Source organism: Oceanobacillus manasiensis (assembly GCF_000724085.1).
Taxonomy (GTDB): Bacteria; Bacillota; Bacilli; order Bacillales; family Amphibacillaceae; genus Oceanobacillus_B; species Oceanobacillus_B manasiensis.
Genome location: NZ_CCDL010000002.1, coordinates 584,876 through 597,825, shown reverse-complemented (window position 1 = coordinate 597,825; position 12,950 = coordinate 584,876). Strand labels below are relative to the sequence as shown.

The 12,950-nt window shown below is 37.6% G+C and carries 13 protein-coding genes; all 13 read left to right on the top strand.

Annotation, left to right across the window (positions count from 1 at the left end; genetic code table 11):
* Positions 1-10: 10 nt before the first annotated feature.
* The 13 genes from rbfA (at position 11) to dapA (ending at position 12,879) form a co-directional block, all read left to right on the top strand.
* Positions 11-352 (top strand): 30S ribosome-binding factor RbfA, encoded by a 342-nt coding sequence (gene rbfA, locus BN985_RS12220; RefSeq protein ID WP_042223733.1) that lies wholly within the window; start codon positions 11-13, stop codon positions 350-352.
* A gap of 126 nt (positions 353-478) precedes the next feature.
* Positions 479-1,369: a tRNA pseudouridine(55) synthase TruB gene (truB, locus tag BN985_RS12215; RefSeq protein WP_042223732.1), complete on the top strand. Its 891-nt coding sequence runs from the start codon at positions 479-481 to the stop codon at positions 1,367-1,369.
* Between the two features lie 18 nt (positions 1,370-1,387).
* Positions 1,388-2,326, top strand: a complete 939-nt coding sequence (locus BN985_RS12210; protein ID WP_042223731.1) for a bifunctional riboflavin kinase/FAD synthetase — start codon at positions 1,388-1,390, stop codon at positions 2,324-2,326.
* A 145-nt stretch (positions 2,327-2,471) separates the two neighbouring features.
* Positions 2,472-2,741 (top strand): 30S ribosomal protein S15, encoded by a 270-nt coding sequence (gene rpsO, locus BN985_RS12205; protein ID WP_042223730.1) that lies wholly within the window; start codon positions 2,472-2,474, stop codon positions 2,739-2,741.
* A 306-nt stretch (positions 2,742-3,047) separates the two neighbouring features.
* Positions 3,048-5,165: a polyribonucleotide nucleotidyltransferase gene (pnp, locus tag BN985_RS12200; RefSeq protein WP_042223729.1), complete on the top strand. Its 2,118-nt coding sequence runs from the start codon at positions 3,048-3,050 to the stop codon at positions 5,163-5,165.
* Between the two features lie 201 nt (positions 5,166-5,366).
* The gene (locus tag BN985_RS12195) at positions 5,367-6,311 is read left to right on the top strand and encodes a polysaccharide deacetylase family protein (protein WP_042223728.1); all 945 of its coding nucleotides are present in this window, start codon (positions 5,367-5,369) and stop codon (positions 6,309-6,311) included.
* Between the two features lie 41 nt (positions 6,312-6,352).
* Positions 6,353-7,579: a M16 family metallopeptidase gene (locus tag BN985_RS12190; RefSeq protein WP_042223727.1), complete on the top strand. Its 1,227-nt coding sequence runs from the start codon at positions 6,353-6,355 to the stop codon at positions 7,577-7,579.
* 145 nt (positions 7,580-7,724) lie between these two features.
* On the top strand, positions 7,725-7,967 hold the full coding sequence (locus BN985_RS12185) for a YlmC/YmxH family sporulation protein (protein WP_042223726.1): 243 nt from the start codon (positions 7,725-7,727) through the stop codon (positions 7,965-7,967).
* A gap of 162 nt (positions 7,968-8,129) precedes the next feature.
* On the top strand, positions 8,130-9,011 hold the full coding sequence (gene dpaA / locus BN985_RS12180; RefSeq protein WP_042223725.1) for a dipicolinic acid synthetase subunit A: 882 nt from the start codon (positions 8,130-8,132) through the stop codon (positions 9,009-9,011).
* Positions 9,012-9,038: 27 nt separating this feature from the next.
* A complete protein-coding gene (dpaB, locus tag BN985_RS12175) occupies positions 9,039-9,629 on the top strand; it encodes a dipicolinate synthase subunit B (protein ID WP_042223724.1) in 591 nt (196 codons plus the stop codon).
* A 60-nt stretch (positions 9,630-9,689) separates the two neighbouring features.
* On the top strand, positions 9,690-10,736 hold the full coding sequence (asd, locus tag BN985_RS12170; RefSeq protein ID WP_042223723.1) for an aspartate-semialdehyde dehydrogenase: 1,047 nt from the start codon (positions 9,690-9,692) through the stop codon (positions 10,734-10,736).
* Positions 10,737-10,753: 17 nt separating this feature from the next.
* Positions 10,754-11,974 (top strand): aspartate kinase, encoded by a 1,221-nt coding sequence (gene dapG / locus BN985_RS12165; RefSeq protein WP_042223722.1) that lies wholly within the window; start codon positions 10,754-10,756, stop codon positions 11,972-11,974.
* 38 nt (positions 11,975-12,012) lie between these two features.
* Entirely contained in the window at positions 12,013-12,879 is an 867-nt protein-coding gene (gene dapA, locus BN985_RS12160; protein WP_042223721.1) for a 4-hydroxy-tetrahydrodipicolinate synthase, read from the top strand.
* Positions 12,880-12,950: the final 71 nt, after the last annotated feature.

The following is a 12,950-nucleotide window of genomic DNA, read 5'->3' as shown; positions in this document are numbered from 1 at the left end:
GGTGAATGAGTTGGCAGAAATGAGAGCAAACCGAATCGCAGAGCAAATGAAAAAAGAACTGGGAGAAATTTTGACCAGAAAAATTAAAGATCCTCGGGTTGGATTTGTTACAGTTACAGATGTAGAAGTAACAGGGGACCTACAGCAGGCAAAAGTGTTTATTTCTGTACTAGGTGACGAACAACAAAAACAGGACACGCTATTAGGTCTTGCTAAAGCGAAAGGTTTTATTCGCTCCGAAATAGGACAGCGAATTCGACTTCGCAAAACACCTGAGCTCATGTTTGAATTCGACGAAGCCCTTGAATATGGCAATAGGATTGAAACAATATTACGTGATTTAAATAAATAAGGTAAAAGGATAATCTGGCTCTTTTATTGAGCCAGATTTTTTCCATGTGTATCCAAAGCTGTAATTCTGTTTATATGTATAAAGAGAGGTTCTTTTTCAATATTTGTGTTAAATGGAGGTGAAGATATGAATGGAATTTTGCCATTGTGGAAAACAAAGGGAATGACATCCCATGACTGTGTTTTTAAGATTCGAAAATTATTTCAAACCAAAAAGGTTGGCCATACAGGTACATTAGATCCTGAAGTAGAAGGAGTCTTACCAATTTGTATTGGGCAGTCAACAAAAATTGTTCCCTTTCTAACAGAGACAAATAAGACATACATTGCAGAGCTCAAACTAGGAGTGGCAACTGATACAGAAGATGCACATGGTAAAGTGATTGAAGAAGAGACTGTTAATAAATTTCCAGCTGAGCGCCAGATAGAAGAGGTGTTAAATGGTTTTATTGGTGAAATCACGCAAGTTCCACCAATGTATTCAGCAGTAAAGGTGAATGGCAAAAAACTTTACGAATATGCTAGGGCTAATCAGGTTGTCGAGAGACCAACACGGCAGGTTAAAATTTTCTCCATTTCAAATGTCTTTATAAGGCCAGAGGAAAACAGTATTTCTTTTCACGTAGTGTGCTCAAAAGGTACTTATATTCGCACACTTTGTGTGGACATTGGAAAGAAATTGGGGTATCCAGCCCATATGTCTGGTCTTAAAAGGACACAGGTCGCTTCGTTCACTCAGCAGGAAGCTATTACACTAGAACAGGTTGAAGAAAGATTAAAAACCACACAACCATCCTCTCTATTATTGCCTGCCCAAAGAGGTTTAGAGCATCTAGAACACTTACAAGTAGATGAAGAAACAGCAGTTAAAGTACGAAACGGGCAAAAACTTTTAAAACCTGATAAAATATTGAAAGAGCCATTTGTAATAATGTTTAAGAATGAATTATTGGCAATCTATCAAACCCATCCGGAAAAACCTGCGGAAATTAAACCCGTACGTGTTTTTAACGGATAAAAAGTGCAGGTGAGGAATATGAGGACTTTTGAACTAACATACCCACATTCTATGATGTTAAATGAACTACCTGAAACTGTTACAGCCATCGGCTTTTTTGATGGAATACATAAAGGGCATCAGAAAGTCATTCAAACTGCTGTAAAAGAAGCAAAAGACAAAGGGATGGAAAGTGCAGTCATTACTTTTTATCCACACCCAACTGTTGTGTTAAAAAAAGATATTCAACATGTAAAATATCTTACACCATTACGCGAGAAGCAGGAGATATTGCAAAAACTTGAGGTGGACAGACTTTATATTATTGAATTTAATCATGAGCTTGCATCTTTATCTCCCCAAGAATTTGTTGATCATTTTTTAATTGGACTTCATATTAAACATATGGTTGCTGGATTCGATTTTTCATATGGGCACAAAGGAAAAGGGAATATGGAGACTATTCAAGAGCATGCAGATGGTGCGTTCACTGTAACGCAGGTCGATAAAGTTTTGTTAAACGAAGAAAAAATTAGTTCAACCAAGGTACGCAGTTTAATGAGGGAAGGGCAAATGAATAAGGTGACAGAACTACTCGGTAGACCATTATCTGTAACAGGTATTGTAGTTAAAGGTGATCAACGAGGCCGAACAATTGGGTATCCAACAGCAAATATTGCGGTTAGCGATAAAGCATTACTACCTATGATCGGTGTATATGCCGTTAAAGTACTTTATAAAAATGAAGTATATGAGGGGATGGCGAGTTTAGGTTTTAAACCAACCTTCACAGATCAAATCGAAGAACCGGTCCTGGAAGTCAATATCTTTGATTATAACAACGACCTTTATGGGGAAGAATTAAGGGTAGAATGGCATGCTTTTATTCGAGAGGAAAAGAAGTTTTCTGGCGTAGAGGAACTAGTTCACGAAATTGCTAAGGACGAAACAGAAGTCAGAACTTACTTTAACTCTTAAACACAGATCAATACTACCTATGTTTTACTTGCATTTTGTCATAAAAAGATGTAATATTAACAACGTAAAACCATCGCTTGGCAATTCGTAACTCCGACGATTGCTAGGGGAATGGGGATTCAATATTCTATAGGAGGTGCGCCATATGGCAATCACACAGGAACGTAAGAATGAAATTATCAACGAGTACAAGGTTCATGAAAGTGACACTGGTTCTCCAGAGGTACAAATCGCTGTACTTACTGAAGAAATCACAACTCTAAATGAACATCTTCGTGTTCACAAAAAAGATCATCACTCACGTAGAGGTCTTTTGAAAATGGTTGGTAAACGTCGTAATTTACTTAACTACTTACGTAATAAAGATGTTACCCGCTATCGTGAATTAATTAAAAATCTTGGCTTACGCCGATAATTATTCAAAAAGCAGGAGAAATCCTGCTTTTTTTATAAGTAAAATTTTTCACATCTGTTTTTGAGAGTGGTTAATAAGTACAAATCAGTTTAAAAAAAGAAACGTTACGACATTATCGACAAGATTTTTCTACATAAAATTTACATTCCTGCTTATAAACTATAATATAATATTAGGAGTGTTTTTTATAACGGGTAAACAGTTTGTAAGCCATAAGGCAATCAATAAATTGTTAACCGTGATTATCTTAAGTAAGCTACTACAATGCTCAACATGGGCATGATTTTATTGAAAGGAGTACTACAAATGCCAGAAGAGAAGCAAATATTTTCTACAGAAATTGCAGGTCAAAAATTCACCGTTGAAATAGGGGAATTAGCAAAACAAGCGAACGGTGCTTGCATGATCCATTATGGCGATACGTCTGTTTTGTCTGTTGCGACTGCCTCAAAGGAACCGAAAGATCTGCCGTTTTTTCCATTAACTGTTAACTATGAAGAGCGTCTATATGCAGTAGGGAAAATTCCAGGAGGTTTTATAAAACGAGAAGGACGTCCAAGTGAAAAAGCAATCCTTTCTTCACGTCTAATTGACCGTCCGATTCGTCCACTGTTCCCTGATGGCTTTCGAAATGAAGTCCAAGTTATTAGTACAGTGATGAGCGTGGATCAAGATTGCCCATCAGAAATTGCTGCAATGGTTGGTTCATCTATTGCTTTAAGCGTCTCAGATATTCCATTTGCAGAGCCAATTGCTGGTGTTAATGTTGGACGAGTTGACGGAGAATTTATTATAAATCCAACTATTGAGCAGGAAGAAAAAAGTGATATCGAACTAACAGTTGCCGGTACAAAAGATGCTATTAACATGGTAGAAGCAGGAGCAGATGAAGTACCTGAAGAGGTAATGCTTGAAGCAATCATGTTTGGGCATAAAGAAATTATTCGACTTGTTGAGTTCCAAGAAGAAATTGTAAAGGCTGTTGGACAAGAAAAGTCTGCAGTAAAGCTTTTCGATTTGGATGAAGAAATTAAGAAGAAGGTTGAAGCTGAAGCAGCAGAAGACCTTATAGCAGCTATCCAAGTGAAAGAAAAACATGCCAGAGAAGATGCTATCAGTAAGGTTAAAGAAGAGGTCCTTGCGTCCTATGAAGATGAAGAGGATGCTGACATCCTAAAACAAGTTAAATCTGTGTTAGACAAAATGGTTAAAGATGAAGTCCGCAGATTAATCACGAAAGAAAAAGTTCGTCCAGATGGCCGTAAAATAGATGAAATCCGCCAATTATCTTCACGTATTAATGTATTGCCAAGAACACATGGTTCTGGGTTATTTACACGTGGACAAACACAGGCATTAAGTGTGTGTACATTAGGTGCACTCGGAGATGTGCAAATTTTGGATGGTCTCGATTTAGAGGAATCTAAACGCTTTATGCATCACTACAATTTCCCGCAGTATAGTGTAGGGGAAACGGGTCCAATTAGAGGACCAGGTCGAAGAGAGATTGGACACGGTGCATTAGGAGAGCGTGCATTAGAGAAAGTTATTCCTTCAGATAAGGACTTTCCATATACTATTCGCCTTGTATCTGAAGTACTAGAATCTAATGGTTCCACTTCACAGGCTAGTATTTGTGCAAGCACACTAGCAATGATGGCAGCAGGTGTACCCATTAAAGCACCGGTAGCAGGAATTGCAATGGGTCTTGTTAAATCTGGGGAAGATTATTCTATTCTTACGGATATTCAAGGTATGGAAGACGCACTTGGTGATATGGACTTTAAGGTAGCTGGTACATCTAAAGGTGTAACAGCATTACAAATGGATATTAAAATTGATGGCCTATCAAGAGAGATTCTTGAAGAAGCACTTAACCAGGCTAAAAAAGGAAGAATGCAAATTCTTGATTCTATGCTTGCTACGATTAAGGAGCCAAAAGAAGAATTATCTGAATATGCTCCGAAGATCCTTACGATGTCCATTAATCCTGACAAAATCCGTGATGTTATTGGACCAAGCGGTAAGCAAATAAATCAGATCATTGATGAAACTGGTGTGAAAATTGATATAGAACAAGACGGTAGTGTGTTCATTTCGTCAACAGATGCCAAAATGAACTATAAAGCTAAAAAAATCATTGAAGACCTAGTAAGAGAAGTGGAAGTTGGACAAATGTATCTTGGTACAGTGAAGCGTATTGAAAAGTTCGGTGCCTTTGTAGAATTGTTTAAAGGAAAAGATGGACTAGTTCATATCTCTGAGTTGGCTGAAGAACGAACCAATAAAGTGGAAGATGTTGTCTCTATCGGTGATGAGATCATGGTTAAAGTTAAAGAGGTTGATAACCAAGGTAGAGTAAACCTTTCTCGAAAAGCAGTATTAAAAGAGGAAAAAGAAAAACAAGAAAAAGCGAACTCTTAATTAAAATTTGCTTTTAAATTATGGGTTGAAATGAATATCGAAGAAAAATCCGAGAGGCTATTTAAAATGCTTCTCGGATTTTTTAATTGGAAAGCTGTACGAGAAGAATTAGGAAACCATTTAATTCTCCCTACTTGTCTATATAGTTTCAAGCATACCTTGTCCTCTTTCAACATAAGTTTGAAATAGGAGGGGGTAAGTATGGACCAATTACGTAAAATAACACATATAATCGTTTTTCTAATTATAGTTGGTATTTCATTCAATACTTCTTATAATCCATTTTCGATGGAAAGTAGTACAACCTTTATGCCGACAGCAAAAACAAATGAAACGCTTTATAAGGAAATAGAAGAACAGGCTAAAGAGTATAAGGAAGAACCTGTGGATCCGTACATTGACGAGGTATGGAAAAAAACACCTGGCCGTAATGGAGTGGAAGTGGATGTTACTAAATCTTATGAAAAAATGAAAAAAGAAGGTGAATTTGATGAAAGCATGCTTGTCTTCAAGCAAATCTCTCCAAGTGTTTCTCTGGATGACTTGCCCCCATCGCCGATCTATCGAGGTAATCCAGAAAAGAAAATGGTCTCCTTATTAATTAATGTTTCATGGGGCACGGAATATGTCCCAAAATTATTAGCCATACTGAAAGATAAGCAGGTTAAAGCTACATTCTTTATCGAAGGGAAATGGGCTAAGGAGAATGTTGAGCTTGTTAAAATGATAAAAAACCAGAACCATTTAATTGGCAATCATGCATATAATCATCCCGATATGGCACGTTTAACGAACCAACAAATGGTTGAGCAAATAAACCAAACCAATGATATTCTAAAGGCTATTACGGGTGATAAACCTGCTTGGTTTGCTCCCCCGAGTGGAAGTTATAATCAATATGTTGTTGATGCAGCACATAATTTCAAAATGGAAACAGTGCTTTGGACAACAGACACAATTGATTGGAAGAATCCAACAGTATCTGTTATGATTGACCGAGTGAATAGTAAGCTGCATCCGGGGGCAACAATTTTAATGCATCCAACAGCTTCAACAGCAGATGGCCTTGATGAATTGATAGATTCAGTTAAGGATAAAGGTTACAAAATAGGTACAGTGGAACAATTAGTTAGCCCTGAAAGATAATCAAGCGTTCATCTTACATATCTAGCATAGGAGGAAATACGTTGATTGAAAAACACAAGAGTAAAAACGGCCTGAGGGTTGTTCTAGAAAATATTCCTGCTGTAAGATCTGTTACGATTGGAATATGGGTATTAACCGGTTCTAGAAATGAAATGAAAACAAATAATGGAATTTCTCACTTTTTAGAGCACATGTTTTTCAAAGGAACCCATACTCGTTCAGCTCAAGATATAGCTGAAGCATTTGATTCAATTGGTGGGCAGGTAAATGCCTTTACATCCAAAGAATACACTTGCTATTATGCAAAAGTTGTTGATACACATAAAGATTTTGCTTTAGAAATTTTGGCTGACATGTTCTTTAACTCTGCATTTGATGAAGAGGAAATGGAGAGAGAAAAGAAAGTAGTATATGAAGAAATAAAAATGTATGAAGATACTCCAGATGATATCGTTCATGACCTGCTAGCAACAGCCTCTTACGGGAGCCATCCTTTAGGTTATCCAATCTTAGGGACTGAAGAACAGTTGCGTTCCTTTAAGCCACAGTCATTAAAAGATTACATGCGAGAATGTTATAACCCAGAAAACGTTGTAGTTTCGGTTGCAGGTAATGTTGATAGTGCTTTTATAAACAAAGTGGATGAATATTTTGGTTCTTATGAGTCATACCACCAGCCTAGCTCGCTTGTGAAGCCTGAATTTCTAGCCAATAATCTTGAGCGGAATAAAGATACAGAACAAGCGCATCTTTGCCTTGGCTATGATGGACTACAAACGGGGCATGATCAGATATATAGTCTTATTATAATGAATAATGTTCTAGGTGGTAGTATGAGTTCTCGACTTTTCCAAGATATTCGAGAAAAGCAAGGTCTTGCTTATTCGGTATTTTCCTATCATTCTTCTTTTTTGGATAATGGAATGTTGACTATCTATGCAGGAACGGGCAATGACCAATTACCACAATTAAGGAAGACGATAGATCTTACTGTGAATAAATTAATCCAAGATGGCATAACCGATAAAGAACTTAAAAACAATAAAGAACAATTAAAAGGTAATCTTTTGCTCAGCTTAGAAAGCACAAACAGCAGAATGAGCCGTAATGGAAAAAACGAGTTACTTCTTGGTCGCCACAGAACAATGGATCAAATGATTCAAGAAATTGATGCAGTAGACCATGAGTCGATTAGGAAGGTAATCGATACCGTTTTTGAAAAACCTTCTTCAAGTGCATTAATTGCTCCAACAAAAGAACCTATGTAAACCATAGGTTCTTTTTTTTATGTCTATTACTATACTAGTAAGGATAAGCTATTTTTTACTGTTTGAACTGTAAGTATGATCAAGCTAGTTGACTTAATAAGGTTTAAAGAAATAAAAATAACGAGCATTTGGGAGGGTGACAAGAATGCGATATAAGGATATTAGTGGTAAAGAAATTGTAAATGTAAATGAAGGGTCTCGTTTGGGAGTGCTTGGTCAGACAGACCTGGAGATTAATGAACATACCGGACAAATTGAATCCTTCATCATACCGAATTATAAATGGTTTGGTTTGAAAAAAGAAGGGGAGGAAACGAAAATTAAATGGGAGGCAATAAGGAAGATTGGAGAAGATATGATCATTATTGACACGGATCGTTTCAATTAAGTTGTAAAACTCATTTATTTTGAAAGAAAAGGCTGGACCTACAAACAAGGGTATCAGCCTTTTTCCTATTTTTTAAAAATAACCAATCACTAACAATCGACCATTTCATAAGCTATATGGAAATGATTTAAGGAACTCGATGTTTGGAGGGTGTTCAAAATAATGAGTCATACAATTGCAGTAATAGGAGGCGACGCCCGCTATCTGGAATTGATTCGTCAATTACAGGCTATTTCAGGTGCGAACATTAATCTTGTCGGCTTTGATAGATTAGAACAAGGGTTTACCGGATTAAAACAATTGGAGTTTAGTGAGCTAAAACCAGAAGAGCTTGATGTCCTCATTTTACCAATTACAGGGACAGATAATAAAGGAAATGTAGAGACAGTTTTTTCTCATGAGACGATTCACATAGCACCAGAATGGTTCCGGCGATTAAAGGATACGGCTATTATTTTTACTGGTATTTCAAGTGATTATTTGAAAAAAGTAACGACAGAAGAAGATATTTCATTAATTCCTTTATTAAACAGAGACGATGTAGCGATTTATAATTCCATACCAACAGCAGAAGGATCCATTATGATGGCAATAGAACATACAGACTATACCATACATGGGTCTCGTGTAATGGTTGCTGGATTTGGCCGAGTGGGGAAAACGATTGCCAACAAGTTTGCTGCGTTGGGTGCGAAGGTTTCTGTAGCCACAAAAAGCAGTGCAGAACTTGCTAGGATTTCAGAAATGGCGCTAACTGCTATCCACCTTGATAAGATGGCAGACTATGCTAATGAATACGATGTGGTTATCAATACGATTCCAGCAACTGTTATAGATCGAAAAACCATTCAACGCCTTCCGACACATGCAATCATTATCGACTTAGCATCAAAACCAGGTGGAACAGATTTTGATTATGCAAAGCAACGAGGCATTAAAGCCATTTTAGCAAGAAGTTTACCGGGGATCGTGGCACCTAAAACATCGGGTAGGATACTAGCGGACGTTATAAAGCAATTTCTTCAAGAAAACACGCAAAAATAGGAAATTAGCAGAAAAGGGGTATTATTTATGAGTTTGGAAGGAAAACGAATTGGTTTTGGAGTTACGGGTTCTCATTGCACATATGACCAAGTTTTTCCACAGTTGGAGAAGTTAATGGAACAAAAAGCAGAGGTTGTTCCAATTGTGACGTATACGGTGAGAAATACCAGTACAAAGTTTGGTAAAGCAGAAGATCATATTGAAAAAATTGAAGCTATAACAGGAAAACGAGTTATTTCCACTATGCAGGAGGCAGAACCACTGGGTCCAACTGCTCCACTTGATTGTATGGTGATTGCCCCGCTAACGGGAAATTCTTTAAGCAAGATGGCTAACGCATTAACAGATTCACCAGTATTAATGGCTGCTAAAGCTACAATGCGTAACAGAAGTCCTGTTGTTTTAGGAATTTCCACAAATGATGCTCTTGGTTTAAATGGAGTAAACTTAATGCGCCTAATGGCAAGCAAATATATTTACTTTATTCCTTACGGCCAGGATGACCCTTATAAAAAACCCAATTCATTAGTAGCAAAAATGGACCTTCTGAGTGATACAGTAGAAGCTGCCTTAGAACATCGCCAGTTACAACCTGTTATTATTCCGCATATGGATTAGAATGTGGTAGAATGAATAGCTAGTAGAGAAATATTTTTATAAGTGAAGGGAGAAATGGGGATGTCGCATAAAGTAGCATACAATGTAGCTGTAGTAGGAGCAACAGGTGCAGTAGGTCAAAAAATCATAAAATTATTAGAAGAAAAGAATTTTCCAATAGATGAGATCAAGCTTTTATCCTCAAGCAGATCAGCCGGTAAAAAAGTGTTATTTAATGGCAAAGAAGTCACAGTAGAAGAAGCTGTACCTGAGAGTTTTAAAGGTGTAGATATAGCATTATTTTCAGCTGGTGGTTCTATTTCAAAACAACTGGCCCCTGAAGCAGTTAAACACGGAGCGGTAGTTGTTGACAATACGAGTGCATATAGAATGGATGAAAATGTCCCTCTAGTCGTACCAGAAGTGAATAAAGAAGATATCTTAAAGCATAATGGAATTATTGCTAATCCCAACTGTTCTACAATTCAGATGGTTGCTGCATTAAAGCCATTGCAAAAAGCATTTGGACTTAGTCGTGTAATTGTGTCTACTTACCAAGCCGTTTCTGGAGCTGGTATGAGTGCAAACAAAGAACTTGAAAATCAATCTGCAAGTCATTTAAATAATGAAGAAATGAATGCTGAAATTTTACCAGTAAAAAGTGATAAAAAACACTACCCAATTGCATTTAATGCGTTGCCACAAATTGATGTTTTTCAGGATAATGGTTATACATTTGAAGAAATGAAAATGATTAACGAAACAAAGAAAATTATGCATGCGCCTGACTTATCTGTTGCGGCAACTTGTGTCCGTTTGCCAATTTTTACTTCACATGCTGAGAGCGTGTATGTAGAATTAAACAGTACTAATTTATCCGTAGAAGATATTCAAAAAGTATTAGACGATGCTGATGGAGTCATATTGGAAGATGATCCAAAGACTCAAACATATCCGACCCCGTTAAGTGCAGCAAATAGGGAAGAGGTTTTTGTCGGACGTGTCCGTAAAGACCCAGACTTAGACAATGGTTTTCACATGTGGATTGTCTCTGATAACCTTATGAAGGGTGCAGCGTGGAATACGGTGCAAATTGCAGAAACTTTAATTGAAAATAAAGGCTTATAAGTACTAGAGGTGTGACAATGCAAATAGTTGTTCAAAAATTCGGTGGTACATCAGTCCAGTCCGAAAAAAATAGAGAACATGTAGTAAAACATATAAAAAATGCGTTAATGCAAGAATATAAACTTGTAGTGGTTGTTTCAGCTCTTGGAAGAAAACCAGACCCATATGCAACAGATACATTGCTAGGTCTGGTTGATTATCCTGCTGGTAAAAGTTCTGCTAGGGAAATTGATTTGCTTCTCTCATGTGGTGAGGTTATTTCTTCTGTCGTTTTGTCAAATGAACTAAAAAAACAACATATTACCTCCACTGCATTAACAGGAGCTCAAGCAGGCTTTATTACAAATGATGATTTTAATCAAGCGAAAATTAAAGCAGTACATCCAGAAAGAATTCTTAAAGAATTGGAAAACCATGATGTGGTAGTTGTTGCTGGCTTTCAGGGACAGACCGAAGAAGGTGAAATAACGACAATAGGTCGTGGTGGGAGTGACACCACTGCTGCTGCATTGGGAGCTGCGCTTGCAGCTGAGCGTATAGAGATTTTCACGGATGTAAATGGTATTATGACGGCAGACCCCAGGGTGGTGGAATCTGCAAGACCTCTTGATGTGGTGACTTACACAGAAATCTGTAATTTGGCATACCAGGGGGCTAAGGTTGTTCACCCACGGGCAGTTGAAATAGCAATGCAATCGAAAATTCCAATGCGTGTTAGATCAACATATTCACAAGAAGAGGGCACACTTGTTACTTCTTCAAGACTACAAGAAGCAGGAATGGATGTTACAGAACGGCTTATCACGGGTATTGCACACATATCATCCATTACCCAGATAAGAGTTCAGACGAAAGAAGAAGCATATCGTTTACAGTCAGAAGTTTTTAAAGCAATGGCCGAATCCGGTATTTCTGTAGATTTTATTAACATTTCCCCATCAGGAGTGGCTTACACGGTCCCAGAGAGACATACGGAGAAGGCTGTGCATATTTTGAAGACATTAGGTTTTTATCCGGAAATTACGGAAAGCTGTGCCAAGGTTTCTGCAGTTGGAGCAGGGATGACCGGTGTACCTGGTGTTGCTTCGATGATTGTTCAAGCACTAACTGATGCGGGGGTACAGATCCTGCAATCTGCAGACAGTCATACAACGATCTGGGTTCTTGTACATGACAAGGATTTAAGGGCTGCAGTAAATGCATTGCATGATGTATTTGAGCTTAGTGGTTTACAGTAACAATCCTAGATAAGATTAGAAAGAGAAAGGTGATAGAAATGAATTTTGGTCGGGTTTTAACAGCAATGGTAACCCCTTTTGATCATAATGGAGAGATTGATTATGATCAAACTGACATTTTAATTGAATACTTACTAGAGAACGGCACTGATGGTTTAGTTATTGCTGGAACCACGGGGGAATCACCAACTTTATCAATGGATGAAAAAGTAAATCTTTTTAAGCATGTAGTTAAAGTTGTAAATAAACGTGTTCCTGTAATCGCTGGTACAGGTAGCAACAGCACGAAAGCTTCAATTGATTTAACGAGTGAAGCAGAAAAATCTGGGGTAGACGCGGTTATGCTAGTAGCTCCCTATTACAATAAGCCAAATCAACGAGGCATGTTTGAGCATTTTAAAACAATTGCAAATGCAACCACTTTGCCAGTCATGCTATATAATATACCAGGTCGGTCTGTAGTAAAGCTCACAGCAGAGACGATAATAGAACTTAGTAAAATCCAAAACATTGTTTCAGTTAAAGAGTCAACCGGTGATCTCGATCAAGCAGCTGAAATTATTGAGAACACAAGTGATGATTTTAGTTTATACAGTGGTGATGACAGCATGACATTGCCAATGCTATCAATCGGGGCAAATGGAATTATCTCTGTAGCTTCTCATATTGTCGGTAATGAGATGAAAGAAATGGTGAATCATTACGAAACCGGGGAGGTTAAACAGGCTGCTGCCAAGCACAGGAAGTTAGTTCCTGTTATGAATGCATTATTTACTGCCCCATCTCCGTCACCAGTAAAAGCTGCCTTACAAATGAAGGGTATTGAATCAGGCGGTGTACGATTGCCACTTCTTCCGTTAACAGATGAAGAACGAAGTGTTTTAAAAGAAAAAATGGATAGGTAATGTTGCAAAATACCAGTTCTTTAAGCTGGTATTTTGTTTTTTGCATGGAGTCACTAATTTACGTTCATACT